Source organism: Pseudomonas sp. 18-147 (genome assembly GCF_051048045.1).
In the GTDB taxonomy this organism is placed as follows: Bacteria; Pseudomonadota; Gammaproteobacteria; order Pseudomonadales; family Pseudomonadaceae; genus Pseudomonas; species Pseudomonas aeruginosa.
The window spans coordinates 252,419-278,861 of the sequence record NZ_CP182296.1 but is presented as its reverse complement, the minus strand read 5'-3'; the positions used below and the strand labels follow the sequence as shown (position 1 = coordinate 278,861).

The following is a 26,443-nucleotide window of genomic DNA, read 5'->3' as shown; positions in this document are numbered from 1 at the left end:
CGATATTGTTGTTTTTATGCCTCGAACGAACGCTTATCGGGTTCTCTTTTCCTCCTCGCGCAACAGCGCGTCCAGGGTATCCGCCCGGGAGCCTTCGAAGGCCGGCGTGGCGCAGCCGAACAGAGGCCGCGCCAGACCGCTGAGGACCCGTCCCGGCGGCAGCTCGAGATGCAGGCGGGCACCGCGCTCGTAGGCGCTGCGCAATGTCGCCAGCCACTCGACGCGGCGCGCCATGTTGCCGGCGAGATCGTCGGCCAGCGCGGCCGGTTCGGCGACCAGGCGCGCCCGGCTGCTGCTCAGGTAGGGCACGCGCGGCCGATGCAGGCGGATGCCGGCGAAGGCTTCGGCCAGGCGCGCGGCCGGTTCGTCGAGCAGCGCACAGTGCGACGGTACGCTCACCGCCAGGCGCTTCGCCGCGCTGGCGCCGGCGGCACGGGCGCGTTCGGCGAGGGCGGCCAGAGCCGCTTCGCTGCCGGCCACCACCAGTTGCCGCTCGGCGTTGACGTTGGCCAGGTAGAGCGGTGGGTGCTCGCGCCGCACCGCCAGGATCAGCGCTTCCAGTTGCGCCTGTTCGAGACCGAGGATGGCGCTCATCCCGTAGCCCTCGGGCCAGGCGGCCTGCATCAGTTCGCCACGCAGCGCCACCAGACGCAGCGCGTCGTCGAAGTCCAGCGCGCCGGCTACCACCGCCGCCGGATAGGCGCCGATGGACAGCCCGGCGACCAGCCCCGGCCGATGCCCGCGCGTCTCCAGCAGGCGGCTGGCGGCGACCCCGGCGATCAGCAGGCACAACTGCACCGTGCGGGTGCCGCGCAAGGCCTCGGCGCTCTCCAGTTCGGCCGGCGCCTGGCCGAGACAGTCCGCCGCCTGCTCCAGGCAGGCGCGCACCGGCGGTTCGTCGGGCAAGGCCGCGAGCATGCCGGGACGTTGGGCGCCCTGGCCGGGATAGGCGAACAGCACGCTCATGCCTCGACCTCCGCGATCCGCCAGGGGTCTTCCAGCAACAGCGGCGCCTCGCTGCCTTTCGCCAGCACCCGGGGCCGACCCTCGGCCCATTCGCGCAGGGCCACGCCGCCCGCCGGGGTCTGCAGTTGCAGGTCGATCCGGCAGGGACACTGCTCGAAGCACTGCAGCAGGCGCAGCGCGTCATCGCGCGGGAACGGGCGCGGGGTGCGCAGCAGCAGGTCGAGGTCGCTGTCCGGATGCAGCACGGCGACCCCGCTGGCCAGCTCGAAACCGGCGCCGCCGGTCACGCCCCAGGCCAGTCCCAGCGCGTTCAGCGGCGCACGCAGGTCGCGCAAGGCACGCCAGGCCGGCAGATCGCGCAGCATCGCCGGCTCGCGCTGGCCCAGCGCTTCCGGGCGCAAGCGCCGGGTGATTGCCGCCAACGGCATCCAGCCGGCCCAGCGCTGCTCCCGCGCCAGGCCGCGCACGCCGATGGCCACCCGCGCAGGATCTGCCGGCGCACGGCGCACCACCACCGGCCAGCCGGCCTTCAGTGCCGCGCAGACCCAGGCCGGAGCATTCTCCGGCAAATGCGCCGGCGCCATGCCCAGGAGCAAGTCATGGGGTTCCGGCCCTGCCCTGCGACGCATCGGATCAGGAGCGAGCCGTCGCCGGCTGGAGCCCCGCTGTGAGCTGTTCGCGATGACCACGGCTCGCTCCTGAATTCACCACTGCTCGCGCAGCAGCCGGCGCACCCGCGCCGACGCCTCGCGGTTGGCCGCGCCGAGGCGGCCGCCGAGGTCGCGCGGGCCGCCGAGGATATCGGCCAGGGCCTCGCCCAGGCAGGTGCGGACCCGCACCAGGTCCGCCGTCGACGGCACCTCGACGGTCTCCACCGGAAGGGTCCTCCAGAGCAGGCCGAGCGACGCGTAGCTGTCGATGTCGTAGGCCATCGGCGGCACCTTCGCCGCCAACGCCTCCAGTTCCTCGACGCTGCGCAGGGTGATCCGCGCGGCGGCGGCCTTGCCCATGGCGTGGACCATCACCCCCGGATCGTGCAAGGCGATCAGGCGGTTGGCCTGGTAGCCGTGGGCGAGGAACGCGCCGGACATCGCCTTGCCCACCAGCAGGCCGATCAGCGGATGCCCGGCGAGTCGGGCGCGGGCGTAGGCATCCACCGCCCCGGCCAGCGCCTGGTGGATACCCAGGGCCTCCTCGCGGCGGCCGTAGGCCTGGCTCGGCACGTCGACGATGGCCAGCAGCGCGCGCTTGCGTGGCGCCTCGCGGTCGGCCTCCAGCGCCTCGTCGACGGCGGCGGCCAGGCCCCAGCCTTCGAGCAGCCCGACCTCGCCCTGGCGAGCGCGCGGGAACGGATTGTCGGGATCGGGCACGACGGCCAGGAAACGCACCGGGTAGCCGTCCAGCTCGGCATCGGCGACGCGCAACGAAGCAGGATCGCCGGGACGCGGCGCGAGGCTACCGGCCAGCGCCTGGAACCAGGCCAGGCCACGGGAAGCGAACGGTTGGCTCATGTTGCATCTCCTTGGCCCAGCCCCTGGTACAGCCGGCGCACGCCGGCGGCATCCGGTTGCTCGGCGGTATCGAGGTCGCCCAGCCGCCGCAGGTAATCCTCGGCGCGGCGGCAGCGCGGCCGTGCCGGCAGGCCCTTGGCGAAATACGCGAGTACCGAGGTGCGTACCTCATCGAGGTCGTCGGCCAGGTAGGCGTCGGCGAGACCGCTGGCGAAGCGCTGCTCGCCGCCGGTGAGGCTCCAGATGAACGGCCGGTCGCGCGAGTCGTATTCAGCGATGCCGGCCTCCTGTTCGATCACCTGCGGACCGTTCAAGCCGAGGCGCGCCTCGCGGGTCACCAGCACGTAGCTGCACAGCCCGGCGGCGATGGACATGCCGCCGAAGCAGCCGACCGGCCCGGCAATCACCGCCACCACCGGCTGGTAGCGCTGCAGATCGACGATGGCCGCCTGGATCTCGGCGATCGCCGCCAGTCCGAGGTTGGCTTCCTGCAGGCGCACGCCACCGGTTTCCAGCAACAGCAGGGCCCGGGTCGGAACGCCGTTGCGATTGTCCTCGGCGGCCAGCTCCAGCGCGCCGGCGATCTTCGCTCCGCTGACTTCGCCAAGGCTGCCGCCCTGGAAAGCACCTTCGATGGCGGCGAGCACCGCCGGCTGGCCGTCGAGGAGGCCACGGGCGACCACTACCCCATCGTCGGCCTGGGGCACGATGCCCTGTCGTTCCAGCCAGGGCGACTGCACGCCGGCGAAGGGATCGAGCAACTCGCGGAAGCTGCCCGCGTCAAGCAGGGCACGGGCGCGTTGGCGCGCTCCCAGTTCGGTGAAGCTACGCAGCGCCAGCAGGCGGGCGACGTCAGTCATGGCCAGCCTCCTCCAGTGCCTGCTCCAGGCGCAGGCGGACCACCCCGGGAGTGGCGCCGAAATCGTGGATGCGGATCGACGCGGCCGGCGCCGTGGACGCCGCGAAGACCCGCGCGAAGAGTTGTTGCCAGCGCGGGCCGCTGCCGTTTACCGAGGTCACCACCTGGATGCTCAGCGCGCCTCCGGCGGCCGGCTCGAGCAGCACCTCCAGGTCGCCGGAGCCGACGCAGCCGGCCAGGGCGCGACCGCGCGCCGGAGCGCCGGCGGGAAATTCGAAGGTCAGGGTTTCCATCTCAGAGACTCCCAGCCCACCCACCGGACACGGCGGGCAGGCGATCGAGGAAAAGACAGGCGGCCAGCAGGTCGGCGGCGCCGCCGGGCGAAGCGTTCAGCGCCAGCAGGCGGCGGTCCAGCTCGCACAGGCGGCGACGCCCGGCGAGACTGGCGCTGCCGCCGGCGGCGAGCACCGCGCGGGCGCCATCCTGCATCACGGCGAGGCCGACGCGGCCGGCGCGGTGCAGCACGCAGGTATCGTCGAGGACGCTCATGATCGCCAGCAGCGCATCGAGCCTGGCGTTCTGCTCGCCAGCGCCGCCTTCGCGGCTGCGCCATAGCTGCGGCAGGCCGTGGCGCACTGCGCGGGGGAAGCCGAGACGCGCCTCCTCGCGGGCGCCGCCGACGCCGTAGCGCCGACGGACGCGCTCGCCGTGGCTGTCGCCGATGGCGGCCGCCGGATCGTCGAGCAGGGCGATGCGTCCTGCGCGCGCGGCCACTTCGCCGGCCTGCGTGCGGCGCGGTTCGAGAGCGGCGGCCGCGACCAGCAGGCCGAGCGCCCAGATCGCTCCGCGATGGGTGTTCACGCCTTCGGTGGTACGCAGCATCGCCGCCTCGCCGTCGCGCCCCAGTTGGCCAAGGACGCCGCGCAGGCGCGCATCGATGCGCCCATGCCGCTGGGCGGCGTCGGCCATTTCCTTGAAACACGGCCACAGGCTCAGCGCCGAGGCCTGCATCAGGCCCAGGTGCAGGTCGGCATGCGCGCCATTGCCGCGGCGGTCCACCAGGGCCGGCTTGGGCGACAGTTCGGCTTCGTCGATGAGGGCGTCCACCGCCAGGTCGGCCAGGCATTCGCCGAGGTCGGCACACGGCGTCGCCGCGAGGTTCGCGATGGCGTTCATCACCAGCTCCTGAAACGCGCCGGCGGCTGGTACAGCCCGCCGGACCACTCGACCAGCTCGGCGATGCTCTTCGCCGCCAGCAGCTCGCGCGAGGCGTCGGTGCGGCGGATGCCGAGGTCCTCGGGCAGCGCGATCAGCCCTTCGCGGCGCATCCGCAGGGTCTCGCGCGGATCGTGGCGCAGGCCGATCGGACTGATCCCCGCCACCGCCGCGATCATCGCCTGGCGCTCCTCCAGCGAGCGCGCCTTGTACAGGTAGGCGATGCCTTCCTCGGTGAGCACATGGGTGACGTCGTCGCCATAGATCATCACCGGCGCCAGCGGCATGCCGGTCTCGCGCGCCACCTCCAGCGCGTCGAGGCGCTCGACGAAGGTCGGCTTGCCGCCGTCCTGGAAGGTCTCGACCATCTGCACCACCAGCTTCCTGCCGCGCTCCAGCAAGGCCTCGGGTTCGCCCCGCATGTCCAGCCAGGCCGGCGTCGAGTGGCGCCGGCCGCGCGGGTCGTGGCCCATGTTCGGGGCGCCGCCGAAACCGGCCAGGCGTCCGCGGGTGACGGTGGAGGAATGGCCGTCGCCGTCGACCTGGAGGGTAGCGCCGATGAACAGGTCGACGGCGTATTGTCCTGCCAGTTGGCAGAACATCCGATTGGAACGCAGCGAGCCGTCGCGACCGGTGAAGAACACGTCGGGACGCTGGGCGATGTAGCCCTCCATGCCCAGCTCGGTGCCGAAGCAGTGCACGCTCTCGACCCAGCCGCTCTCGATGGCGGGGATAAGGGTCGGGTGCGGGTTGAGGGTCCAGTGTCGGCAGATCTTGCCCTTCAGGCCGAGGGACTCGCCGTAGGTCGGCAGGATCAGCTCGATGGCCGCGGTGTTGAAGCCGATGCCGTGGTTCAGCGACTGCACGTTGTGCCGCTGGTAGATGCCGCGGATCGCCATCATCGCCATCAGCACGTGGACCGGCTTGATGTGGCGCGGGTCGCGGGTGAACAGCGGCTCGATGTAGAACGGCTGGTCGGCCTCGACCACGAAGTCCACCCAGGACGCCGGGATATCCACTCGCGGCAGGTCGCGCGGGTCGTCGACGATACGGTTGACCTGGACGATGACGATGCCGTCGCTGAACGCGGTGGGCTCCACCAGCGCCGGGGTGTCTTCCGTGCTCGGCCCGGTGTACACGTTGCCTTCGCGGTCGGCGACGAAACCGGCGACCAGCGCCACGTTGGGGATCAGGTCGACCACCAGCCGCGCGTACAGCTCGATGTAGGTGTGGATCGCGCCGATCTCCAGCAGGCCGTCTTCGAGCAACTGGCCGATGCGCAAGCTCTGCGGGCCGGAGAAGGAGAAGTCGAGCTTGCGCGCGATGCCCAGTTCGAACAGGTCGAGATGCTCCGGGCGGCCGACGCTGGGCATGATCATGTGCAGGTCGTGCAGCTTGCCGGGATCGACCCGCGCCAGCGAACGGGAGAGGAAATCCGCCTGCTTCTGGTTGTTGCCTTCCAGCACCACCCGATCGCCCGGCGCGATCAGCGCCTCCAGCGCGGCGACCAGGCGTTCGCGCGGCAGCACCGCGCCGTCAGCCAGGCCGCGCACGCGCTCGAGGCGCCGCTGCTTTTCCTGGCGGCGCCGCGACCACTGCGGCGGGGGAGAGATCGGTGTCGTCATGTCGGCTCCAGGTTTCACGCTGTCGTGAGGAGCCACGTTAGGCAGGCCGCCAGGCCTGTTCAATCAAGCAGCCGCCATGATCGTTACGCTTGGGTTAACGATGCAGCGCTGGCGCTGCGTTCAGGACGTCACGGCGTCCGGAAACTCTTCGCGCAGGGCCTCGCCCAGCCAGCCGATGAACCACTCGACGTCCGCCGAGGGCGTGCCGGGCGGGGTCAGCACCTGGTAGCACTCCAGTGCCGCCTCGGCGGCCAGGGGCCGCACCAGAGCGCCGCTGCGCAGTTCCTGGCGGACCAGCACCTCGTTGGCCAGGGCGATGCCGAGACCCTCCTCGGCCCGCGCCAGGGCATGGTCGTTGCTCAGGTAGAGCACCGCCGGACGGACCTCGACGTCGACCCCGATGGCGGAGAACCAGAGGTTCCACCACTCGCCGTCGTCGACATGGATGAGCTTGTGCGCGACCAGTTGCTCCGCCGACTCCAGCGGCCCGGCGGCGGCCAGGTAGGCCGGCGAACACACCGGGAACACCTTGGGCCGGATCAGCAGCGCGCGCGGGTTGGCGTACTGGCCCGGCAGGCCATAGACGATACCGAGGTCGGCGCTGCGCTCCTCCACGTGGTCGAAGGTGGGATTGGGTTCGAGGGCGATCTTCAGCCCCGGCCGCTGTGCGCAGAGGGTTTCCAGGCGCGACGTCAGCCAGCGCCGGGAGAACGCCGGCACCGCCATGATCCGCAGCCAGCGCGCGCCACTGAGCTGGCCGCCGGCCTCGGCGATCTGCTGCAACGCGGTGGACACCGCGGCGTAGTACTGCCGCCCGGCCGGGGTCAACAGCACGCCACGCGAAGTACGTTCGAACAGACGCGCGCCGAGCCAGTCTTCCAGCAGCCGGACATGCCGGCCGACCGCCGGCTGGGTTACGTGCAGGGCTTTCGCCGCCGCCACGTAGCTACCCAGGCGGGCGGCGGCCTCGAAGGCGCGCACAGCGTTCAACGGGGGCAAACGGGGGATCGACATGGGCCTTGCGAACCTCGCTAGATGTTAATTTTTTTAACACCTTATATAAAAAAATTGAGCTTTCGACAGCCGCCCCTTTTCCGCATCATCCGCTCCAGCCATCGGCGACCACAAGCCGGCGCTACCCTTCCGCCACCTCGCGGAAGCCTACTTTCCAGCCCTGCCATAAGAACAACAACCATCGTCGCGCCGCATTGCGGCACGCACGAAGGGGAATCGGAGGTAAGTCCATGAGTGCCCTGCATTCGCTGCGTACCCATGCAGTGTCCATCCGCGCGGTACGCAAGGTGTACGGCGATCCCGAGAGCGGCCCGGTGGCACTGAAGCGCGTCGACCTGGATATCCGCGACAATGAGTTCTTCACCCTCCTCGGCCCGTCTGGCTGCGGCAAGACCACCCTGCTGCGGATGATCGCCGGCTTCGAGTTTCCCACGGAGGGCGAGATCCTCCTCTACGGCGAGAACATCGCCGCGCGACCGCCCTTCGAGCGCCCGGTGAACACCGTGTTCCAGCACTATGCGCTGTTCCCGCACATGAGCATCGCCGAGAACCTCGCCTTCGGCCTCGAATCGCGCCCACTGGGACGCAGCCTGGGCAAGGCGGAGATCGCCGAGCGGGTCCGCGAGATGCTCGCCCTGGTGCAGATGGAACGTTTCGCCGATCGCCGTCCCGGGCAGCTTTCAGGAGGCCAGCAGCAACGTGTGGCACTGGCCCGTGCGCTGGCGCCGCAACCGCGGGTGCTGCTGCTCGACGAACCGCTCTCGGCCCTCGACCTGAAGCTGCGCCAGGCGATGCGCGAGGAACTCAAGGCGATCCAAGCGAAGACCGGGATCACCTTCATTTTCGTCACCCACGACCAGGAGGAGGCGCTGACCATGTCCGATCGCATCGCCGTGCTCTCCGAGGGCCAGGTGCAACAGGTCGGACCGCCGGAAGAGATCTACGAGCGCCCCGGCAACCGCTTTGTCGCCGACTTCATTGGCGAGACCAATTTCATCGAAGCCGAGCTGCTCCAGCGCGACGGCCCGCTGGCGCTGTACCGCGGTCCCGGCGGTGAAGCGTTCGAGGCCGCCGCGCGCGACGGCCTGGCAGCCGGAGCCCGGGTCTGCCTGTCGATCCGCCCGGAACGCCTGGACCTGCTGGCGGCCAACACCGGCGGCGGCCTGCCCTGCACGGTGGAAAGCCAGGTCTACCTCGGCACCGACCTGCAATACCGGGTGCGCCTGGCCGACGGCAGCCTGCTGACGGTGCGCACACCGAACGGCACGGCACGGCGCTTCGCCACCGGCGAAGCTGCCTGCCTGGCCGTGGCCAAAGACAGCGCCAGCGTCCTGCTGGATTGATCCCCTTCGGCAACGGACCCCAGCCATGCATCCGATCCCTTCCCCCGGCGCAGCCTTGCAGCGTCGCCAGGCCCTGCGCAGCTTCCTCGGCGTCACGCCGGCGCTGGTCGCCATCGGCCTGTTCCTGGTGTTGCCCATCCTCATCGTCGCCGCCTATTCGCTGATGGAGGCCAACCCCTATGGCGGGGTCGACCGGGCCTTCAGCGGCGAGGCGTACGTATCCCTGCTCTTCGAACGGCAGATGGACGACAGCCTGGCCTTCGCCGACTCCTACCTGACAATCGCCCTGCGCTCGCTCGGCATCGCCGCGCTGACCACCCTCATCACCCTGTCGCTCGGCTTCCCGGTGGCGGTCTGGCTGGCCATGCAGCCGCCGCGTCGGCGCGACCTGCTGATCTTCCTGATCACCGTGCCGTTCTGGGCCAACCTGCTGATCCGCACCTACGCCTGGATTCTCCTGCTGCGCGGCAGCGGAGTGATCAACAACGGCCTGCTCGGCCTCGGCCTGGTCGACCACCCGTTGCCGCTGCTCTACAGCGACGGCGCGGTGCTGCTCGGCCTGGTCTACACCTACGCGCCCTTCGTGGTACTGCCGATCTACGCGACCCTGGAGAAAATGGACATGCGCCTGCTGGAAGCCGCCCAGGACCTCTACGCCGGCCGCCTGCGCACGCTACGCAAGGTGGTCCTGCCGACCGCCCGGCCGGGCATCCTGGCCGGCGCCATCCTGACCTTCGTGCCCTGCCTGGGCGCGATGATCGCCCCAGAACTGCTTGGCGGCGGCACCCGCATGATGTTTGGCAACCTGATTTTCCGGCAGTTCGCCGACGCCCGGAACTGGCCGTTCGGCGCCGCCCTGTCGCTGGTGCTGATGGCCGCGGTGATGCTGATCCTGACCGTCTACGCCTGGCGCGCCGAACGTCTCGCACGGGGGATGGGCCGATGATCGCGCGCCTGTGGAAAGGCAGCCGCCATAACGTCCAGGACTTCCCCGGCTTCGGTGCCTTCAGCTTGTTGTTCTACCTGTACCTGTACGCGCCGATCCTGGTGCTGGTGGTGTACTCCTTCAACGCCAACCAGTCGGCCACCGTCTGGACCGGCTTCAGCCTCGACTGGTACCGCGCCGCCTTCGCCAACCAGGCGCTGCGCCAGGCCGCCGGCAACAGCCTGCTGATCGCCGTGTGCGCCAGCGCCGCGGCCACCGCGATCGCCACCCTGGCCGCCCTCGGCACCTCGCGTGGGGCGAAGTTCAGGGGCCTGCGCCTGTCGATGGGAGCGATCATGCTGCCCCTGGTGCTGCCGGAAATCGTGGTCGGGGTCGCCACCCTGGCGCTGTTTTCCACCGTCGGGCTGTCTCTCGGCTACGGCAACCTGATCATCGCCCACACGGTGTTCTGCATCCCGTTCGCCTACCTGCCGATCCGTGCCCGCCTGGATGACATGGACCTTTCCCTGGAGCAGGCCGCCGCCGACCTCTACGCCGGTCCGTGGCGGACCCTGCGCAAGGTGACGCTGCCGCTGCTGGCGCCGGGCATCTTCTCCGGCCTGATGCTCGCCTTCATCGTCTCGCTGGACAACTTCGTGATCTCGATGATGGTCTCGCAGGCCGGCACCACCACCCTGCCGATCTTCATCTTCGGACTGCTGCGGATGGGCGTCACGCCCGACGTCAACGCCGTGTCGACGTTGATCCTCGGCGTCTCCGTGATCTTCGTCAGCCTTTCCTACCTGCTCGGCAAGCCACGCGCCTGAGCCCTACGTCGGAGAAATCCCCATGCATCAACGGATCGCAAGCATCGGCCTCGGCCTCACCCTGGCCCTGGGCGGCAGCGCCCAGGCCGCCGGGCAACTCAACGTGGTCAGCTGGAGCGGCTACTTCTCGCCGCAGTTGCTGGAGAAATTCGAGAAGGAAAGCGGCATCCGCGTCACGGTGGACTCCTATGACTCCAACGAAACCCTGCTGGCCAAGCTCAAGCAGGGCGGCGCCGGCTACGACGTGGCGATTCCTTCGCAGCAGTTCGTTCCGATCCTGGTCAAGGAAGCATTGCTCGAGCGCTTCGACCCGGCCGCCGAGCCGTACTACGCCAACCTGCTCGACAACCTGAAGAAGCCCGCCTGGGACCCGGAGGGCGCCTACAGCGTGCCCTTCATCTGGGGCACCACCAGCGTGGTGCTGGATGGCGCGCGCTACGCCGGCCCGGCCGACAGCTACGCGGTGCTCTACCAGCCGCCGGAAGAGCTGCGCGGGCGGATCAACATGTTCGACTCGGTGAGCGAGGTGGTCGACATGGCCAGCCTGTACCTGGGCATCCCGCTCTGTAGCGCGGACCCGAAGCAGATGCAGCGCGTCCTCGAACTGCTCAAGGCGCAGAAACCCTTCGTCAAGACCTACAGCTCCAAGGCCGGCTCGATCCGCGAGAACCTCGCCGCGGGCGAGGTGGACATGTCGATGTTCTGGGGCGGCTCGTCGATGCGTGCGCGCGAACTCAAGCCGAGCCTGAAGTACCTGTATCCGAAGGAAGGCGTGCTGGCCTGGGTGGACAACCTGGTGATCCCGCGCGGCAGCCGCAACCCGGACAACGCGCGGCGCTTCATCGCCTTCCTCGCCCAGCCGGAGAACGCCGCGCTGACCCAGAACTTCCTCAAGCACCAGAGCCCGGTGAAGGGCGTCGAGCCCTACCTCGACGCCAGTCTCAAGGACGCCCCGGAGCTGCACGTCCCCGCCGGTACCCGCGTGGTGTTCAGCCAGACCTGCGGCGAAGACGCGATCCGCCTCGCCGACCGCCTGTGGACCAACCTGATGCGCTGAGCGCAGCGCCGTTTCGCGCCCCTGGCACAGGGGCGCCCCTTCTCGACTGCCAAGGCCCGACCCCGATGAAGCCCAACCCTCCGATCAACGAGCTGGTCCTGCTCCAGGCCCACCAGCTTGCCGAACGCATCCGCCTGCGCCAGGTGTCCTGCCGCGAGGTGATGCAGGCCTACCTGGCGCATATCGAGCGCTTCAACCCACGGGTCAACGCCCTGGTCAGCCTGCTGCCGGCGGAACGCCTGCTGGAAGAGGCGGACGCGCGCGACGGCGAACTCGCCCGTGGCGAATGGCGTGGCTGGATGCACGGTCTGCCACATGCCATCAAGGACCTGTCGCTGACCCGTGGCATCCGCACCACCCTCGGCTCGCCGCTGTACCGCGACTACATTCCCGAGCGCGACGGGATCATGGTGGAGCGGATCAGGGCCGCCGGCGCGATTCTCATCGGCAAGACCAATACCCCCGAGTTCGGCCTCGGCTCGCAGACCTACAACCCGCTGTTCGGCGCCACCGCCTGCGCCTACGACGAACGCCTCAGCGCCGGCGGCAGCAGCGGCGGAGCCGCCGCTGCCCTCGCGCTGCACCTGGTACCGGTGGCCGACGGCAGCGACATGATGGGCTCGCTGCGCAACCCGGCGGCCTTCAACAACGTCATCGGCTTCCGCCCTTCCCAAGGCCGCGTACCGTTCGACGACAGCGCCGACCTGTTCTTCGACCAGCTCGGCTACGAAGGCCCGATGGGCCGCAGCGTGCGCGACACCGCCCTGCTGCTCTCGGTGCAGGCTGGCGCCGATCGCCGCGCGCCGCTATCCATCGCCGAACCCGGCGCGCGGTTCGCCGCTCCGCTGGAGCGCGATTTCGAAGGCATCCGGCTGGGCTGGCTGGGCGACCTCGATGGCTACCTGCCTATGCAGGACGGCATCCTCCAACTGTGCCAGCGCGCGCTAGGCGATTTCCGCAGCCTCGGCTGCGAGATCGAAGAAGCGAACCTCGGCTTCGCCCCGGAGCGCCTCTGGGAATGCTGGCGCACCTTGCGCCACTGGCTGGTGGCCGGCTCGCTCGGCGGCGTGCATGCCGATCCGGCGAAGCGTGCCCTGCTGAAGCCGGAAGCGCTCTGGGAGGTGGAGAACGGGCTGCGCCTGGGCGCCGACGCGGTCTTTCGCGCGTCGGTCATCCGCAGCGACTGGTATCGCGCCATCGGCCGGCTGTTCGAGCGCTACGACTACCTGTTGCTGCCCAGCGCGCAGGTATTTCCCTTCGCCAAGGAAACCCCCTGGCCGCGCAGCATCGAAGGCGTGGCAATGGACACCTACCACCGCTGGATGGAAGTGGTGGTTCCCGGCAGCCTGTCCGGCTGCCCGGTGGCCAATGTGCAGGCGGGCTTCAATGCCGAGGGACTGCCGATGGGCCTGCAAATCATCGGTCCGCACCAGGCCGACTTCGCGGTACTGCAACTGGCCCACGCCTACGAGCGGGCCAGCCGCTGGTTCGAGCGCCAGCCGTCGCCGCTGCTGGCGAACTGAAGTGGTCTCAGGCGCGGCGGCGAGCCTGGCTGTCGATCAGGTACTGCAAGCGGAACAGGTGTCGGTAGCCGGCCTCCCAGGCGCCGTGGCCGGACTTCACGTTGATGTGCCCGGCCTCGGGCAGGATCACCGTCTCCGCGCCCCAGGCGCGGGCCAGGTGCATGGCGCGCTGCGGGCTGCAGGCCTGGTCGTTGTCGGAACCCACCAGCACGCTGGGGAACGGCAACGGCTCGCGGCTGATCGGCGCGAAGTTGCGCAGCGCCTCGGCGCAGCTCTCGCGCTCGACGTCGGCCGGCGCCACCAGCAGGGCGCCGCGTACCTGGTCGCGCACCCGGCGCTCGGCCTGGGCCGCCCACAGCGCCACTGTCACACAACCCAGGCTGTGCGCGATCAGCACCACCGGCCCGGGTTGGCGGCGGATCTCGGCGTCCAGCTCGGCGATCCAGTCGGCGCGCAGCGGGGTGATCCAGTCCTGTTGCTCGACCCGTGAGGCATTGGGCAGCGCGCGCTGCCAGTGACTTTGCCAATGGGCGTCTTCCGAGCCGTACCAACCGGGCACCAACACATAACGGACGCGTTCGCTGTGCATGGAGAACCCTCCAGAAAAATTCATCACCAGGGAAGTGTAAGGGCGCAGCCTTTTTTCTCTAAGGAATAAAAAGCAATTTTAATATTCTATTAATACATATATGCCAATCGAGTTGATCCAGCGCAAGCCGAAGCCACTTTTCCGCGGCAACGCCTGGGCGGCGCAAGCCATCGGCGGTATACCTGAGCGCAGGCATCAGGTATCGGGACAGGATCATGGCCAAGAAATTTCCTCTCCATCCCAGCCATCCGGAGCGCATCTGCTGGGGTTGCGACCGCTATTGCTCGGCGGAATCTATGGGCTGCGGCAACGGCGCCAGCCGCACCCAGCATCCCAGCGAACTGTTCGGCGAGGACTGGGCCGGTGAATGGGAAGTCGAAGGAACGGAGGACGCCAAGGAGCAGGAGGCGCCGGCACGCCAGGCCTGAGCACCCAGGCGTGGGACGTGCGAGCGCCGGACAGGGTGCGCGACGCATTCGCGAGCCCGGCCTCGGCGGACACGCCCGAGGAGCGTCCATCCGGAATAAAAAAGACCGCTCTCCCCTGCCCGGATCGGAGCGGTCGAAACCGTTGCCCGCCCGACCTGCGCCGGACGGCGTGGATTCGCTTCAGCGTGCGGTGATCACCGCCAGCCTGGTGATCCCGGCGCGCTCGATGGAAGCCATGGCCTTCGCCACCTGGCCGTAGTTCACCCCTTCGTCGGCCTGCAACTGCACGCGGACCTCGGCGTCCTTCGCCTTGGCCGCGGCCAGGTTGCTCTCCAGCAGCTCCGGCTGGATCTCGTCCTTGTTGACGAACAGCTTGCCGGCGCCATCGATGCTCACCACCAGGGGATCCTTCTGCTCCGGCGGGGCCACCGATTCGGTCTTCGGCAGGTTGATCGGGATCGAGTTGGTCAGCAGCGGCGCGGTGACGATGAACACCACCAGCAGCACCAGCATCACGTCGACCAGCGGGGTGACGTTGATTTCGGAAAGGACTTCGTCGCTGTCCTGGGTCGAGAAGGCCATGTCAGGACGCCTCCTTCACGTTGCGCGAGGGGTTGCCGGCCTGGCGCGCGGCGGAGGGATGGACGATGACGCGGAACGCGCTCTTCTGCGCCAGGCTGTAGAAGTCGTGGGCGAAGTCGTCGAGGTCGGCGGCGGTCAGCTTCAGGCGCCGCAGGAAGTAGTTGTAGACCAGCACCGCCGGCACCGCGACGGCGATTCCCACGCCGGTGGCGATCAGCGCGCTGCCGATCGGCCCGGCCACGGTCTCCAGGCTCGCCGAGCCGGCCGCGCTGATCCCCTTGAGCGCCTCCATGATGCCCCAGACGGTGCCGAACAGACCGATGAAGGGCGAGGTCGAGCCGATCGAGGCGAGCACCGCCAGGCCCGACTCCAGGGAACGCCGCTCGCGCTGGATCTGCTGGCGCAGGGCGCGTTCGAGACGGTCCTGGTGGTTGATCGACTGGGCCAGGTCGGGCTGGCCGTTGTCCTGCACCTGGATCGCGGCGAAGCCGGCCTGGGCCACGCGGGCGCCGGCGCCCTGCTTGTCCTGCGCCTGCTCGCCGGCGGAGTCGAGGCTGGTGGCGCTCCAGAACTGCTTCTGGAACTGGCGGTCCTGGCGCTTCTGCCGGGCGAACTGCACGCCCTTGACCAGGGCCAGGCCCCAGGTGACCACGGAAAAGCCGACCAGCAGCCAGATGACGGCGCCTTCGACGGATTCGAGCGGGGTGGTTAACAGACTCATGACGGATGCTCCTCGTGACGCTGCAGATTCAGTTCAACTTGAAATCGATCGGTACGCTGACCCAGCCGTCCTCGGCCTTGTCGCCGCGCTTGGCGGGAACGAAGGACCAGCGCTTGACCGCTTTCACCGCGGCCTGGTCGAGGGCTTCGCGTCCGCTCGACTTCTGCACCTGGATCTCGCTCGGGCTGCCGCTGGCGAGGACATGCACCCGCAACAGCACGGTGCCCTCCCAGCCGCGGCGCATGGCCAGGGCGGGGTATTCCGGCGCCGGGTTGTGCAGGTAGCCGGCGTTCGCCGACGGCGGCGTCAGCGGCGCCGGGGCGGCGGCCGGCGCCGGCGGGGCGGGTGGCGCGGCGGGTTGCGGCGGCGCGGGCGGAGCCGGCTCGACGGCCTTCGGCGCCGGCTTGGGCCGGGGTTGCGGCTTGGGCTTGGGTTTCGGCTTTGGCACCGGCTTCGGCGGCGGCGGCTTCACCGCGTTCTCGTCGACCACCGGCGGTGGCGGTTCCTCGACCACCGGCGGCAACGGCTCGGGCGGCGGCGGTTCCACCACCGGCGGCGCCGGGGCGGTGAACTCGATGGTCATCGGCGGCACCTGTGGCGGCACCTCGGGCAGCGCCGGGGTTCTCTGCTGGCTCAGCCAATGGATCACCGCTCCGTGCAGGGTCAGGGCGAACAGGACCAGCAGGATCGTCTCGCGCCGGCTGAGCACCCGACCCTGTGCCGGGTTGTGGCGAACCAGGTGCAACGCCTGGCGAACCGGCCGACCGAGCGCCACCAGGTCGCCGCCGGGCGTCTCGCGCCAGGGCTGCGTGCGGGCATCGACGGGCTGGGGTGTTGCCATGAAAAGCTCCTTGCACTGACGAACTCGATGGCCGCTCAGGTCCGTGCTGGAGTCCTAGCGGCGCAGGGAGTTGCATGATTGGCAAGGAGGCTTAGCGCCTGAAGTAATTATTTTTGTTATGGAAATAACTTCTGGAGCTATGGGTTTCGCCCCTGTCGCCACAGGCCGCGTGGTTGGCGGGCTACAGCGATCCGACGAAAAACCCATGCCTTGCGGGCATGAAAAATATTCCTGAAAGGCTGGTGTTTTCGCCGTTGGAAGCGGCGGAGAACGCTGCGCGGACAACCCGCGAAAACGAAAAACCCCGGCCTGGGCCGGGGTTCTGGTGGACTCAGCGGGGAATCACTCCACCGCCTTGACCATGTCTTCGATGACTTTCTTGGCGTCGCCGAACACCATCATGGTCTTGTCCAGGTAGAACAGCTCGTTGTCCAGGCCGGCGTAGCCGCTGGCCATGGAGCGCTTGTTGACGATCACGGTCTTGGCCTTGTAGGCCTCGAGGATCGGCATGCCGGCGATGGGCGACTTCGGATCGTTCTTCGCCGCCGGGTTGACCACGTCGTTGGCACCGAGCACCAGGACCACGTCGGTCTGGCCGAACTCGGAGTTGATGTCCTCCATCTCGAACACCTGCTCGTAGGGCACCTCGGCCTCGGCCAGCAGCACGTTCATGTGCCCCGGCATGCGCCCGGCGACCGGGTGGATGGCGAACTTCACGGTGACCCCGCGATGGGTCAGCTTCTCCGCCAGTTCCATCAGCGCGTGCTGGGCGCGGGCCACCGCCAGGCCGTAGCCGGGGACGATGATCACGCTGTCGGCGTTGGTCAGCAGGAACGAGGCATCGTCGGCCGAACCGGACTTCACCGGACGCTGCTCCTTGGAGCCCGCCGGGCCGCCGGCGTCGGCTTCGGCGCCGAAGCCGCCGAGGATGACGTTGAAGAACGAGCGGTTCATCGCCTTGCACATGATGTAGGAGAGGATCGCGCCCGAGGAGCCGACCAGCGAGCCGGCGATGATCAGCATCGAGTTGTTCAGCGAGAAGCCGATACCCGCCGCGGCCCAGCCGGAATAGGAGTTGAGCATCGACACCACCACCGGCATGTCGGCGCCGCCGATGGGGATGATGATCAGCACGCCGAGGACGAAGGCCAGCGCCAGCATCACGGCGAAGGCGGTGAGGTTGCCGGTGAACATGAACACCAGGCCCAGGCCGAGGGTTGCCAGGCCGAGCACCAGGTTCAGCAGGTGCTGCCCGGAGAACTGCACCGGGGTGCCCTGGAACAGGCGGAACTTGTACTTGCCGGAGAGCTTGCCGAAGGCGATCACCGAACCGGAGAAGGTGATGGCGCCGATGGCCGCGCCGAGGAACAGCTCCAGGCGGTTGCCGGTGGGAATGGTGTCGCCCAGGTGCGCGACGATCCCCAGCGACTGCGGCTCGACCACCGCTGCGATGGCGATGAACACCGCGGCCAGGCCGATCATGCTGTGCATGAAGGCGACCAGCTCGGGCATCTTGGTCATCTCGACGCGCTTGGCCATGATCGAGCCGGCGGTACCGCCGACCAGCAGGCCGACGACGATGTAGCCGACGCCGGTGGTGGCGATCTCCGCGCCCAGCTTGAACACCAGGCCGACGGTGGTGGCCACGGCGATGGCCATGCCGACCATGCCGAAGAGGTTGCCGCGGCGCGAGGTGGTCGGGTGCGACAGGCCTTTCAGGGCCTGGATGAAGCAGACCGAGGCGATGAGGTACAGGAGGGTGACCAGGTTCATGCTCATCAGTGGCCCCCCGCCTTCGGCGCTTTCTTCTTGAACATTTCCAGCATGCGCCGGGTGACCAGGAAGCCACCGAACACATTGACCGCGGCCAGGGCCACGGCGAGGGTGCCCATGGCCTTGCCCAGCGGGGTCACGGTCAGGGCGGCGGCGAGCATGGCGCCGACGATGACGATCGCGGAAATCGCGTTGGTCACCGCCATCAGCGGGGTGTGCAAGGCAGGGGTGACGTTCCATACCACGTGGTAGCCGACGTACACGGCCAGCACGAAGATGATCAGGTTGTAGATCCCGTCAGAAATGATATCCATCGTTTTCACCGGTCTTCAGGGCGCAGGCGCGAGGCGTGCGCATTTATCGTTATCGAAGCTTCCCGACGCAGCGGCTCAGCCGTTCTTGCGCACCGCCTGGCCGTCGCGGCACATCAGGCAGGCGGCGACGATGTCGTCCTCGAGGTTCACGCTGAAGCCTTCGGCGTTCAGGGTGAGCTTGAGGAAATCGAGGATGTTGCGCGCGTATAGCGCCGAGGCGTCCGCCGGTACCAACGCGGCCAGGTTGCTGTGGCCGACGATGGTCACGCCGTGCCGGACCACGACCTGGTCGGCCTCGGTCAGCGGGCAGTTGCCGCCCTGGGCGGCGGCCAGGTCGATGACCACCGAGCCCGGCTTCATCTCCGCCACGGTCGCCTCGTGCAGCAGCGTCGGCGCCTTGCGGCCGGGGATCAGCGCGGTGGTGATGACGATGTCCGACTGCTTGGCGCGCTCGTGCACGGCCTTGGCCTGGCGCTCCATCCACGAGGCCGGCATCGGCCGCGCGTAGCCGCCGACGCCTTCGGCGCACTCGCGCTCTTCGTCGGTCTCGTAGGGCACGTCGACGAACTTGGCGCCGAGCGACTCGATCTGCTCCTTCACCGCCGGACGCACGTCGGAAGCCTCGATTACCGCGCCCAGGCGCTTGGCCGTGGCGATCGCCTGCAGGCCGGCGACGCCGGCGCCGAGGATCAGCACGCGGGCGGCCTTCACGGTGCCGGCGGCGGTCATCAGCATCGGCATGAAGCGCGGGTAGTGGTTGGCGGCGAGCATCACCGCCTTGTAGCCGGCGATGTTGGCCTGCGAGGAGAGCACGTCCAGGCTCTGCGCCCGCGAGGTACGCGGCGCGGCCTCGAGGGCGAAGGCGGTGATGCCGCGCTCGGCCATGCGGGCGATGTTCTCGTTGTCGAAGGGGTTGAGCATGCCGACCAGCACGGCGCCGCTTTTCATCTGGGCCAGCTCGGCGGCGCTGGGCGCGACCACCTTCAGCACCAGGTCGGCGCCGAAGGCCTCGGCGGCGCTGCCGATCGTCGCGCCGGCGGCTTCATAGGCACTGTCCGGCTGGCTGGCGTTGACGCCGGCGCCGCTCTGGACGATCACCTGGTGGCCTTGGCCGATCAGCTTCTTGACGGTTTCCGGGGTGGCGGAAACCCGCGTCTCACCGGCATGGGTCTCGAGGGGGACACCGATCTGCACTCACGAATCTCCTGCGTGATTGTCGAGTAGTCCGGGGCACTGCGGATGGCGCACCGGCTGCGGAGGTCTAGCTCACATACCGCGATTCGCGAACGAACCTTGGCGCGGCATTGTGCAATCGAGCCGAAAAGCCTTCAACAAGTTCTGAAGGCATACGACAGAGAAACTACAAGTCATAAACCGACCAACAATTCCCGCCCATCGCCGCCGGGCGCGTCCTGACTGGCGTGCAGCCTATCCGGGGAAGCCCGCGCGAGAATATGACATCCCTGCCGTGAATGACCGGCTATCAGGTCAAGCCGCTACGGCTTCGACGGGAAAATATCCTGCCAGCGCCGCGGAATGCCGGGGTAATTAATGTTTTTAATACGCTGTATCAGCAATCCCTGATGCCTGGCCAAAGTAGCAAAGCAAAACTTTGACTACAAAGTCAGAATCGCCTTTCCATGGGCGCTGCAGGCCAGCTCGTTAGACCAAAGGCGAATTGCCCTATGGGCAGGATAGACGCGGAGAAATGGCAGAACTGCGACAGCATGTCGCAGTTCTGCTAGCTATTCGCCGGAACGGAAGGGGCTCGCCAGAGCGGCGCGCAGCGACCTCCGCCGGTCGGCAACGGAGGAGCCGGCGCACGCTGGGGGATGCCGGCTCAGAACGGACGGCTGCCCGCCAGGCTGATGCGCTTCAGGCGCCGCCGCTCGCTGGCCGGGAAGGCGTTGCGCGCATGCAGCACGGCCTGGTTGTCCCACCAGACGATGTCGCCCACCGACCAGGCGTGGCTGTAGCTCAGTTCCGGGCGCGCCAGATGTTCGCGCAGGCGACCGATCAGCGCCTGGCCCCGCGCGGGGTCGTAGCCGGGAATCTCCACCTCGGTGTGGGCGCTGAGGAACAGTACGCGCCGGCCGCTTTCCGGGTGGGTGCGTACCAGCGGGTGCTCGCTGCCCTGGATCGGTTCGATGTCCGGCGTGCGGTAGGTGGCGAAACCGCCGCCGTAGCCGCCCTCGCGCAGGCGGATGAAGGGGTTGTAGTTGATCAGGCGCAGGCCATCGATCTCGCGCCGGGTCGCCTCGTCGAGGCTCTCGTAGGCGCGCGCCAGGTTGGTGAAGCGCGTCTCGCCGCCACTGGACGGCACCTCCAGTGCGTAGAGGAACGAGCCGGAGGACGGCACCGGCGTCCATTGGTGGTCGATGTGTGCCGGCAGGGCGAAGTTGCCCAGTTCGCCGTCGCCGGTGTTGGCCACCTTGACGATGTCCGGCACCTTGCCGTCGCCACCCGAGGACAGCACCGGGATGTCCGCCGGCGGCTGGAACACCGAGCCGAACAGGGTGGCGAAGCGCAAGTACTGCTCATCGTCGAGGTGCTGCTGGCGGAACACCAGGATGTGGTGCTCGCGCAGCGCCTGCTTGAGCGCCAGGACCTGCTCCGGCGCCAGCGGCCGGCGCGCGTCGAGGCCACGGACTTCGGCGCCCAGCGGCGCCTCCAGGGGGGTGATGCGGAATGCCTCGGCGACCTCGGGTTCGGGTTGCCGGGCGGTGGCGGATTGGCTCATGTAAGGGGTCCTCGCGGGTTCGTTCTGCCTGTGGTCGCCCTCCCCGGCGAGGAGAGGGCCGGGTCCGTCATGCCTTCCGGATCGTCCGGCTGCGTTGCCCGTCGATGCCTACCGGCACGTCGCCGCCGAGGGTCACCCGGCGCACCACGCGCGGCTGGTCGCCGTAGTCGTCGATCGCGTAGTGCTGGGTCGCGCGGTTGTCCCAGATCGCCACGTCGCCGGCCTGCCAGCGCCAGCGCACGGTGTTCTCCAGGCGCGTGACGTGCCCCTGCAGCACCGCGAAGAGATGCGCCGAGTCATGCTGCGAAAGACCCTTCAGGCGTTTCACGAAGTGGCCGAGGAGCAGCGTCCGCTCGCCGCTTTGCGGATGCACGCGGACCACCGGGTGCTCGGTCTCGTAGACGGTCGAGGTGAACACCTTGCGGTAGTTCTCCAACTGCTCCACCGAGGCGCTGGGCTTGACCCCGGCGTAGTCGTACTCGTTGCTGTGCACCGCCCAGAGCCGGTCGGCCAGCTCGCGCAGCTCCGCCGGCAGGTCGGCGTAGGCGCTCGCCGTGTTGGCCCAGACGGTGTCGCCGCCGGACTCCGGGGCCACCACGCTGCGCAGGATCGAGGCCTTCGGGTAGGCCTCGACGAAGGTCACGTCGGTATGCCAGGAATTGGCCCGGCGGCCTTCGGCGCCATCCAGCTCGAGGAGGAAGCGGGTGCCTTCGCGGGACGGCACGGTGGGGTGGGCGACCGGTTCGCCGAGCAAGTGGGCGAAGGCCTCCTGGGTCTGGTCGTCGAGATGGCTCTGGTCCCGGAAGAAGATCACCTTGTGGCGTACCAGGGCGGCCTGGATCGCCTCGACGGTGGCGGCGTCCAGTTCGCCGGACAGGGTCACGCCGCGAATCTCCGCGCCGATCCGTCCGGCGACCGGCCGGATGTCGAGCCGTACCGGCGTGGCGAGGGCTTGTGCTGCATTGCTCATGTCATGTTCCTCATGCGTGGGGTACTGCGTGGGTGAAGGCTCAGAAGTCGTAGCGCAGCGATACGCCGAGCGTGCGCGGCTGCCCCACCGATGCGGTGTAGGAGCCGTTGATGCTGGCGAAGGCGCTCAGGTAGTAGTCCTTGTCGAAGGCGTTCTTCAGCCATACCGAGGTGTCCAGTTGGCCGTCGCCGAGATCGCTGCGCAGACCGGCGGCGAGGTTCACCAGGGCGTAGCCGTCGATCTTCGAAAGGTCGGAGTTGTCCAGCGTGCCCTCGGCGGCGGAGCGGTAGGCGTAGCTGGCGCTGACGTAGGGTTGGAAGCGGTCGTCGAGGCGCCACTGGTATTCGCCATTGAGATTGGCGATCCATTTCGAGGCGCCGACCACGCGCTGCCCGGTGAGGTCGCAACTGCTCGGCGCGCCGGGCCGGGTGCTGACTTCCGCAGGGCACGGGGCATACTTGAACGACAGGTAGGTGACGTCGTTATAGGAGCCGTTGAAGTTCAGGGTCAGGCCGCGCAACGGCAGCGCGGTGGCCTCGAACTCCAGACCACGCGAGCGCACGCTGCCGGCGTTGGCCAGCACCTGCACCAACTGGGTCGAGCCCGGCGCCTGGTACAGGGTGGTGGCCTGGTAGCCGTGGATGCCGGTCCAGAACAGGTTGGCGTTGAGCAGCAGGCGCCGGTCGAAGAGCGTGCTCTTCAGGCCCAGCTCGGCGTCGTTGGCGCGCTCCGGTCCGACCAGCAGCGAATCGGCGCCGGCGCTCGGTGCGCTGCCCACCGCCAGGTTGACCCCGCCGGACTTCTCGCCGTGGGACAGGCTGGCGTAGCCGAGCAGGTCGTCGCTGAACTGGTAGCTGAGGCTGAGCAACGCCGAAGGGGCGAAGTTGTACTGGCTGAGATCGTCGGAATCGTAGGCGCCGAGCTGGCCGTTGCGCACCGCCGCGCCGACCCCGCCGACCGCCGCGCCGCCCAGCGGAGCGAAGCGCTCGACCTTGGCGTTCTTCTCCTCGTAGGTACCGCGCAGGCCGGCGGTGAAGTCCAGGCGTTCGGTGAGGTGCCAGGTGCCCTGGGCGAACAGCGCGAAGCTGTCGGTCTCGATCTTGCCGTTGGCCTTCGAGTAGGTGTCGTTCAGCGCGCCGAGATTGGCGCCGAGCAGGTACAGGTCGGCCAACGGTCCGTAGGAGGTGAAGGTCTTGTTGCCGAGGTTCTGCCTGAACGCGTAGGCGCCCACCACGTAGTCGAAGGCACCGCCGGTGGGCGAGGCCAGGCGGATCTCCTGGGAGAACTGCCGGTCGTGCACTTCCACCCCGGTGTCGTTGATCGCCGAGACGTTCAGTTGCTCGTCGTTGGCCGGGGTGAAGTGCCAGTAGCGGTAAGCGCTGATGGAGGTCAGGCGGTAGCCGCCGGCGAGGTTCCAGTTGGCCTCCAGCGAGCTGCCGCCCTGGTGCACGCTGACGTGCTGGCGGCCGTTGATGTTGACCTTCCTGCGCTGCGGATCGCGCAACGGCGAAGCGCCGACCAGCGCGGCGCGCTGCCAGAAACGCTCGGCGCCGCCGTAGACCACCATGCTGCCGTTGCTCGAATCCTCCTCGTTGTAGTCGGCGATCCAGCGCAGGCTGAAGTCCTCGTTCGGCTCGAACAGCAATTGCCCGCGCGCGCCCTGGCGCTCGCCGCCGTTGAGATAGTTGTCGTCGTGGATGTTCTTGATGTAGCCGTCGTCGCGGGTGCGATAGGCCGAGAGGCGTCCGGCGAGGGTTTCGCCGAGCGGCCCGGAAACCGTGCCGCGGCCCTGGAAGTAGCCATCCTGCCCGCCGGAGACCTCGACGGTACGCTCGGCAGTGAAGGTCGGCGCGCGGGTGCTGATGTTCAGCACCCCGGCGGTGGTGTTCTTGCCGAACAGGGTGCCCTGCGGACCGCGCAGCAGCTCCAGTTGCTCGATGTCCAGCAGGTCGAACACGGCCATTCCCGGACGTCCCAGGTAGACGTTGTCGAGGTAGATCCCGGCGCTGCCTTCCAGGCCGTCGCTGGCGGGGTTGTTGCCGATGCCGCGCACGGCGACGCTCGACTGCCGCGCATGGATGTAGGCGACATTGACGCTGGGCAGCACCTGCTGCAGGTCCTGCACCCGGGAGATGCGCTGGGCCTCGAGAGTCTCGCCGCCGAGCACGGTGATCGGCGTCGGTACCTTCTGCGAATCCTCCTCGCGGCGACGCGCGGTGACAGTGACCTTGCCCAGGGCCGTATCGGCCTTGTCCGGGACGCTGCTGGCCAGCGGCGGCGCTTCCTCGGCGGGCGCGGGAGCATCGGCGGCACTGGCCGGCAACGCACCGCCGAGGGCGAGCAGCAGGGCCAGGGCGTAGTCGGAGCCGCCGGGCGGCGTTCGGCGGAGCGGCAAGCGGTAGTGGTGCTTCATCGTGAATGTCCTCGGTTCCGGCGCAGCCGGACGCAGGCAGCAGGCGGCCATGCCGCGCAAGGCAGCGATCTGGCGAAAGGTTCGAAGGGGGCCGGCGGACGGCTCAGCCCCGGGCGACTGTCAGGGGCGACAGCCGCCGGCGACGCGGAAGGGCATTCGGAACGGCGGAGGTGGGGCGGCAAAGGCACGGTGGACCATGTTCAGCTCCTGGGGTCTATCTATGCTTATTACTAAATCGCATATTTTTCTAATTTGTTCTTTGTTGACGGAATAAGAGCTTGCATTTAAAACCAGCACATCCCGAACGGCAAATGCCTTTGTCCAATATTTCCAATGCCGGTAAAGCATCATGGATCTGCGCCAACTGCGTTACTTCATCGCCCTCGCCGAACACCGCAGTTTCGTCCGCGCGGCGGACGCCATGGGCATCACCCAGCCGGCCTTCAGCCGCAGCATCCAGGGCCTGGAGCAGGAGCTTGGCTGTCAGTTGGTGGACCGTGGCAGCAAGGACCTGCGCCCGACGCCGGAAGGCCAGGTGGTGCTGCAACACGCGCTGAGCCTGGTGCAGGGGTCGGCCAACCTGATCCACGAGATCGCCCAGTTGAACAAGCTGGATGCCGGCGAGCTGCGCTTCGGCAGCGGGCCGGCGCCGGCCCAGCAACTGGTGCCGGACGCGGTGGCCGACTTCATCAACCGCCACCCGCGGGTGCAGATCAGCCTGGACGTGGACAACTGGGAAAAGCTCAGCCGCGCCCTGCTCCGCGAAGAGATCGAATTCTTCGTCGCCGACATCCGCGACTTCGAGGCCGACCCGAACTTCCAGACGCGCCCGCTGACCCCGCGCCGCGGCCAGTTCTTCTGCCGTCCGCAACATCCGCTGCTGGGCAAGGACAGCCTGTCCACCAACGACCTGTTCAACTACCCGCTGGCCTCGACCCTGATTCCCCCGGGCATCCGCAAGCTGCTGGCGAACCTCAGCGGCAAGATCGACTTCGCCGCCAACATCCGCTGCGAGAACATGCACGCGCTGATCCGTATCGTCCGCCAGACCGACGCCATCGGCATCGCCAGCGACGAGACCCTGCGCCCCTACCTGCAGCGCGGCGAACTGCAACCGCTACAGTGGCGCAACCTGCCGCAGAACCTGGATAGCCTCAGCGCCCGCTGCGGCATCATCAGCCGCAGCGGCTACCGGCTTTCGGCAGCGGCGAAGGCGATGATCGAGACGCTGGTGGAACTGGACCAGGCGCAACACGCGGCGGCCTGAGCCGCCGCGCGCTTTCCCTTCCTCTACTGGAGTTTCGGCAACCCCAGCGCGCCGCGCAGCTCCTCGCGCACCGCGGCGAAGTCGGCGGCCACCGCCGGATCGGCCAGCAGGCTCGCCACCAGCGCCGCGGCGGCGGTCTGCCCGCCTTCCAGGTCGCTGGGGAAGTGCACGCCGGCCAGCACACGGCTCTGCGCATGCTCCTCGGCGCGGGCGAAGAACGCATCGTGATGCTCCGGCACCAGCATGCTCAGCAGCGAGGCCTTGAAGTAGCTGTCCATGGTGTGGCCGCTGGGATAGGACTCCCCCTCCGGCGGCGGCAGCACCGGCTTCACCTTCGGTGTCACTTCGTAGGGACGCGGGCGGGCGAAGTGCTTCTTCGCCGGCATCAGCACCTCGACCAGGTTTTCCTGGGCGCGGTTGAAGAAACTCCGGGTCAGCGGCAGGCGTTCCTTGTCGAACGAGGCGCCCAGCAGGTCGCCGGCGAAGGGGAAGACGTTGTCCTCCCACTGGTCGTGGGCGCGTACCCGGCGTACCTGTTCGGGCGTGCGCAGGCGTTGCGCCTCCAGCACCGCGCCGAGATCGGCGACGGCCGCAGCCGAGTCCGCCGCCGGCGGCGGCGGGAGGTAGTCGGCCAGGCGCGGTGGGTGGGCCAGCGGATAGGGCGCTGCGGCGGTCTCCCCGAGACAAGACAGCGGTGCAAGCAGCGAAAGGCAGAGCAAGAGCGAAGGGCATAGGGTCTTGTTGTTCATGAAGCGTATTCCCTGAGGCGAGGTTGCATCGGGAGCCTAGGCTCCCACCCACGGCCGTTGCGGATGACGGCCGACGCCACACTCTCCGTCGGTGACTTCCGAAATGCTTGACCCGGCCTGCCGTTGCACATGCCAGCCCCTGCCAATGGCAGGCCCCGGCAAAAGCCGAGGCAGGGAAACACAAGCGGCCT

The 26,443-nt window shown here is 68.5% G+C and carries 26 protein-coding genes; 7 read left to right on the top strand and 19 right to left on the bottom strand.

All coding sequences use genetic code 11. The features are described 5' to 3' along the window. Window positions 1-33: 33 nt before the first annotated feature. From mdcH to ACM0M4_RS01220, 8 genes are all read right to left on the bottom strand, one after another. Entirely contained in the window at window positions 34-966 is a 933-nt protein-coding gene (gene mdcH, locus ACM0M4_RS01255; RefSeq protein ID WP_054375677.1) for a malonate decarboxylase subunit epsilon, read from the bottom strand. Further along, window positions 963-1,655 (bottom strand): malonate decarboxylase holo-ACP synthase, encoded by a 693-nt coding sequence (locus ACM0M4_RS01250; RefSeq protein WP_003118606.1) that lies wholly within the window; start codon window positions 1,653-1,655, stop codon window positions 963-965. The genes mdcH and ACM0M4_RS01250 overlap by 4 nt, the downstream gene beginning before the upstream one ends. Window positions 1,656-1,670: 15 nt before the next feature. Further along, the gene (mdcE, locus tag ACM0M4_RS01245; protein ID WP_003112668.1) at window positions 1,671-2,477 is read right to left on the bottom strand and encodes a biotin-independent malonate decarboxylase subunit gamma; all 807 of its coding nucleotides are present in this window, start codon (window positions 2,475-2,477) and stop codon (window positions 1,671-1,673) included. Beyond that, complete coding sequence (locus ACM0M4_RS01240) at window positions 2,474-3,337, bottom strand: biotin-independent malonate decarboxylase subunit beta (RefSeq protein WP_003084003.1); 864 nt, start codon at window positions 3,335-3,337, stop codon at window positions 2,474-2,476. Before ACM0M4_RS01240 ends, mdcE begins: the two co-directional genes overlap by 4 nt. After that, a complete protein-coding gene (locus ACM0M4_RS01235; RefSeq protein ID WP_003084001.1) occupies window positions 3,330-3,629 on the bottom strand; it encodes a malonate decarboxylase subunit delta in 300 nt (99 codons plus the stop codon). Before ACM0M4_RS01235 ends, ACM0M4_RS01240 begins: the two co-directional genes overlap by 8 nt. 1 nt (window position 3,630) lies before the next feature. Next, complete coding sequence (locus tag ACM0M4_RS01230) at window positions 3,631-4,512, bottom strand: triphosphoribosyl-dephospho-CoA synthase (RefSeq protein ID WP_012613463.1); 882 nt, start codon at window positions 4,510-4,512, stop codon at window positions 3,631-3,633. Beyond that, the gene (gene mdcA, locus ACM0M4_RS01225; protein WP_003106183.1) at window positions 4,512-6,176 is read right to left on the bottom strand and encodes a malonate decarboxylase subunit alpha; all 1,665 of its coding nucleotides are present in this window, start codon (window positions 6,174-6,176) and stop codon (window positions 4,512-4,514) included. Before mdcA ends, ACM0M4_RS01230 begins: the two co-directional genes overlap by 1 nt. A 120-nt stretch (window positions 6,177-6,296) precedes the next feature. Then, window positions 6,297-7,190: a LysR substrate-binding domain-containing protein gene (locus ACM0M4_RS01220; RefSeq protein ID WP_003106182.1), complete on the bottom strand. Its 894-nt coding sequence runs from the start codon at window positions 7,188-7,190 to the stop codon at window positions 6,297-6,299. A gap of 230 nt (window positions 7,191-7,420) precedes the next feature. On the opposite strand from ACM0M4_RS01220, the gene ACM0M4_RS01215 reads away from it, so the two are divergent. The 5 genes from ACM0M4_RS01215 to ACM0M4_RS01195 all read left to right on the top strand — a co-directional run bounded on the left by ACM0M4_RS01215 (window position 7,421) and on the right by ACM0M4_RS01195 (window position 12,865). After that, on the top strand, window positions 7,421-8,533 hold the full coding sequence (locus ACM0M4_RS01215; RefSeq protein WP_003106181.1) for an ABC transporter ATP-binding protein: 1,113 nt from the start codon (window positions 7,421-7,423) through the stop codon (window positions 8,531-8,533). A 25-nt stretch (window positions 8,534-8,558) separates the two neighbouring features. Further along, window positions 8,559-9,479: an ABC transporter permease gene (locus ACM0M4_RS01210; RefSeq protein ID WP_054375676.1), complete on the top strand. Its 921-nt coding sequence runs from the start codon at window positions 8,559-8,561 to the stop codon at window positions 9,477-9,479. After that, window positions 9,476-10,285 carry an ABC transporter permease gene (locus tag ACM0M4_RS01205; RefSeq protein WP_003106179.1) on the top strand — a complete coding sequence of 270 codons (810 nt, stop codon included), beginning with the start codon at window positions 9,476-9,478 and terminating at the stop codon, window positions 10,283-10,285. The genes ACM0M4_RS01210 and ACM0M4_RS01205 overlap by 4 nt, the downstream gene beginning before the upstream one ends. Window positions 10,286-10,307: 22 nt before the next feature. After that, window positions 10,308-11,342, top strand: coding sequence for an extracellular solute-binding protein (locus tag ACM0M4_RS01200; protein WP_003106178.1), 1,035 nt, complete (start codon window positions 10,308-10,310; stop codon window positions 11,340-11,342). Between the two features lie 65 nt (window positions 11,343-11,407). Continuing rightward, on the top strand, window positions 11,408-12,865 hold the full coding sequence (locus ACM0M4_RS01195; RefSeq protein WP_004346843.1) for an amidase: 1,458 nt from the start codon (window positions 11,408-11,410) through the stop codon (window positions 12,863-12,865). Window positions 12,866-12,872: 7 nt separating this feature from the next. Here the strand turns inward: ACM0M4_RS01195 and ACM0M4_RS01190 are convergent, their stop codons facing one another. Further along, on the bottom strand, window positions 12,873-13,454 hold the full coding sequence (locus tag ACM0M4_RS01190; RefSeq protein WP_003106176.1) for an alpha/beta hydrolase: 582 nt from the start codon (window positions 13,452-13,454) through the stop codon (window positions 12,873-12,875). A gap of 215 nt (window positions 13,455-13,669) precedes the next feature. Between ACM0M4_RS01190 and ACM0M4_RS01185 the strand changes: the two genes are divergently transcribed. Continuing rightward, window positions 13,670-13,882, top strand: a complete 213-nt coding sequence (locus ACM0M4_RS01185; protein ID WP_003111981.1) for a DUF3079 domain-containing protein — start codon at window positions 13,670-13,672, stop codon at window positions 13,880-13,882. A 180-nt stretch (window positions 13,883-14,062) separates the two neighbouring features. On the opposite strand, the gene ACM0M4_RS01180 is transcribed toward ACM0M4_RS01185, so the two are convergent. The 9 genes from ACM0M4_RS01180 to ACM0M4_RS01140 all read right to left on the bottom strand — a co-directional run bounded on the left by ACM0M4_RS01180 (window position 14,063) and on the right by ACM0M4_RS01140 (window position 24,236). After that, entirely contained in the window at window positions 14,063-14,464 is a 402-nt protein-coding gene (locus ACM0M4_RS01180) for an ExbD/TolR family protein (protein ID WP_003106175.1), read from the bottom strand. Between the two features lies 1 nt (window position 14,465). Continuing rightward, window positions 14,466-15,185, bottom strand: coding sequence for a MotA/TolQ/ExbB proton channel family protein (locus tag ACM0M4_RS01175; RefSeq protein ID WP_003083979.1), 720 nt, complete (start codon window positions 15,183-15,185; stop codon window positions 14,466-14,468). A gap of 28 nt (window positions 15,186-15,213) precedes the next feature. Then, window positions 15,214-16,026: an energy transducer TonB gene (locus tag ACM0M4_RS01170; protein WP_003117234.1), complete on the bottom strand. Its 813-nt coding sequence runs from the start codon at window positions 16,024-16,026 to the stop codon at window positions 15,214-15,216. A gap of 342 nt (window positions 16,027-16,368) precedes the next feature. Next, window positions 16,369-17,805 carry an NAD(P)(+) transhydrogenase (Re/Si-specific) subunit beta gene (locus tag ACM0M4_RS01165; RefSeq protein WP_003083975.1) on the bottom strand — a complete coding sequence of 479 codons (1,437 nt, stop codon included), beginning with the start codon at window positions 17,803-17,805 and terminating at the stop codon, window positions 16,369-16,371. Next, entirely contained in the window at window positions 17,805-18,113 is a 309-nt protein-coding gene (locus ACM0M4_RS01160) for an NAD(P) transhydrogenase subunit alpha (protein WP_003083974.1), read from the bottom strand. Before ACM0M4_RS01160 ends, ACM0M4_RS01165 begins: the two co-directional genes overlap by 1 nt. Window positions 18,114-18,188: 75 nt before the next feature. Beyond that, window positions 18,189-19,307, bottom strand: a complete 1,119-nt coding sequence (locus ACM0M4_RS01155) for a Re/Si-specific NAD(P)(+) transhydrogenase subunit alpha (RefSeq protein ID WP_003083972.1) — start codon at window positions 19,305-19,307, stop codon at window positions 18,189-18,191. Window positions 19,308-19,953: 646 nt separating this feature from the next. After that, window positions 19,954-20,853, bottom strand: coding sequence for a TauD/TfdA dioxygenase family protein (locus ACM0M4_RS01150; protein ID WP_003112661.1), 900 nt, complete (start codon window positions 20,851-20,853; stop codon window positions 19,954-19,956). A 67-nt stretch (window positions 20,854-20,920) separates the two neighbouring features. Beyond that, on the bottom strand, window positions 20,921-21,823 hold the full coding sequence (locus ACM0M4_RS01145) for a TauD/TfdA dioxygenase family protein (RefSeq protein ID WP_003112660.1): 903 nt from the start codon (window positions 21,821-21,823) through the stop codon (window positions 20,921-20,923). A 40-nt stretch (window positions 21,824-21,863) separates the two neighbouring features. Then, a complete protein-coding gene (locus ACM0M4_RS01140) occupies window positions 21,864-24,236 on the bottom strand; it encodes a TonB-dependent receptor (protein WP_221345475.1) in 2,373 nt (790 codons plus the stop codon). A gap of 349 nt (window positions 24,237-24,585) precedes the next feature. On the opposite strand from ACM0M4_RS01140, the gene ACM0M4_RS01135 reads away from it, so the two are divergent. Then, window positions 24,586-25,503 (top strand): LysR family transcriptional regulator, encoded by a 918-nt coding sequence (locus ACM0M4_RS01135; protein WP_003083964.1) that lies wholly within the window; start codon window positions 24,586-24,588, stop codon window positions 25,501-25,503. A 23-nt stretch (window positions 25,504-25,526) separates the two neighbouring features. Here ACM0M4_RS01135 and ACM0M4_RS01130 read toward each other — a convergent pair whose 3' ends face one another. Then, a complete protein-coding gene (locus tag ACM0M4_RS01130; protein WP_003083962.1) occupies window positions 25,527-26,252 on the bottom strand; it encodes an acid phosphatase in 726 nt (241 codons plus the stop codon). Window positions 26,253-26,443: the final 191 nt, after the last annotated feature.

Coding starts and splice junctions, on each gene's coding strand:
- ACM0M4_RS01240 (WP_003084003.1), bottom strand. CDS start 3,337: ATGACTGACGTCGCCCGCCTGCTGGCGCTGCGTAGCTTCACCGAACTG.
- ACM0M4_RS01130 (WP_003083962.1), bottom strand. CDS start 26,252: ATGAACAACAAGACCCTATGCCCTTCGCTCTTGCTCTGCCTTTCGCTG.
- ACM0M4_RS01175 (WP_003083979.1), bottom strand. CDS start 15,185: ATGAGTCTGTTAACCACCCCGCTCGAATCCGTCGAAGGCGCCGTCATC.
- ACM0M4_RS01195 (WP_004346843.1), top strand. CDS start 11,408: ATGAAGCCCAACCCTCCGATCAACGAGCTGGTCCTGCTCCAGGCCCAC.
- ACM0M4_RS01190 (WP_003106176.1), bottom strand. CDS start 13,454: ATGCACAGCGAACGCGTCCGTTATGTGTTGGTGCCCGGTTGGTACGGC.
- mdcA (WP_003106183.1), bottom strand. CDS start 6,176: ATGACGACACCGATCTCTCCCCCGCCGCAGTGGTCGCGGCGCCGCCAG.
- ACM0M4_RS01170 (WP_003117234.1), bottom strand. CDS start 16,026: ATGGCAACACCCCAGCCCGTCGATGCCCGCACGCAGCCCTGGCGCGAG.
- mdcH (WP_054375677.1), bottom strand. CDS start 966: ATGAGCGTGCTGTTCGCCTATCCCGGCCAGGGCGCCCAACGTCCCGGC.
- ACM0M4_RS01140 (WP_221345475.1), bottom strand. CDS start 24,236: ATGAAGCACCACTACCGCTTGCCGCTCCGCCGAACGCCGCCCGGCGGC.
- ACM0M4_RS01230 (WP_012613463.1), bottom strand. CDS start 4,512: ATGAACGCCATCGCGAACCTCGCGGCGACGCCGTGTGCCGACCTCGGC.
- ACM0M4_RS01145 (WP_003112660.1), bottom strand. CDS start 21,823: ATGAGCAATGCAGCACAAGCCCTCGCCACGCCGGTACGGCTCGACATC.
- ACM0M4_RS01215 (WP_003106181.1), top strand. CDS start 7,421: ATGAGTGCCCTGCATTCGCTGCGTACCCATGCAGTGTCCATCCGCGCG.
- ACM0M4_RS01165 (WP_003083975.1), bottom strand. CDS start 17,805: ATGAGCATGAACCTGGTCACCCTCCTGTACCTCATCGCCTCGGTCTGC.
- ACM0M4_RS01205 (WP_003106179.1), top strand. CDS start 9,476: ATGATCGCGCGCCTGTGGAAAGGCAGCCGCCATAACGTCCAGGACTTC.
- mdcE (WP_003112668.1), bottom strand. CDS start 2,477: ATGAGCCAACCGTTCGCTTCCCGTGGCCTGGCCTGGTTCCAGGCGCTG.
- ACM0M4_RS01150 (WP_003112661.1), bottom strand. CDS start 20,853: ATGAGCCAATCCGCCACCGCCCGGCAACCCGAACCCGAGGTCGCCGAG.
- ACM0M4_RS01200 (WP_003106178.1), top strand. CDS start 10,308: ATGCATCAACGGATCGCAAGCATCGGCCTCGGCCTCACCCTGGCCCTG.
- ACM0M4_RS01135 (WP_003083964.1), top strand. CDS start 24,586: ATGGATCTGCGCCAACTGCGTTACTTCATCGCCCTCGCCGAACACCGC.
- ACM0M4_RS01220 (WP_003106182.1), bottom strand. CDS start 7,190: ATGTCGATCCCCCGTTTGCCCCCGTTGAACGCTGTGCGCGCCTTCGAG.
- ACM0M4_RS01185 (WP_003111981.1), top strand. CDS start 13,670: ATGGCCAAGAAATTTCCTCTCCATCCCAGCCATCCGGAGCGCATCTGC.
- ACM0M4_RS01235 (WP_003084001.1), bottom strand. CDS start 3,629: ATGGAAACCCTGACCTTCGAATTTCCCGCCGGCGCTCCGGCGCGCGGT.
- ACM0M4_RS01210 (WP_054375676.1), top strand. CDS start 8,559: ATGCATCCGATCCCTTCCCCCGGCGCAGCCTTGCAGCGTCGCCAGGCC.
- ACM0M4_RS01180 (WP_003106175.1), bottom strand. CDS start 14,464: ATGGCCTTCTCGACCCAGGACAGCGACGAAGTCCTTTCCGAAATCAAC.
- ACM0M4_RS01160 (WP_003083974.1), bottom strand. CDS start 18,113: ATGGATATCATTTCTGACGGGATCTACAACCTGATCATCTTCGTGCTG.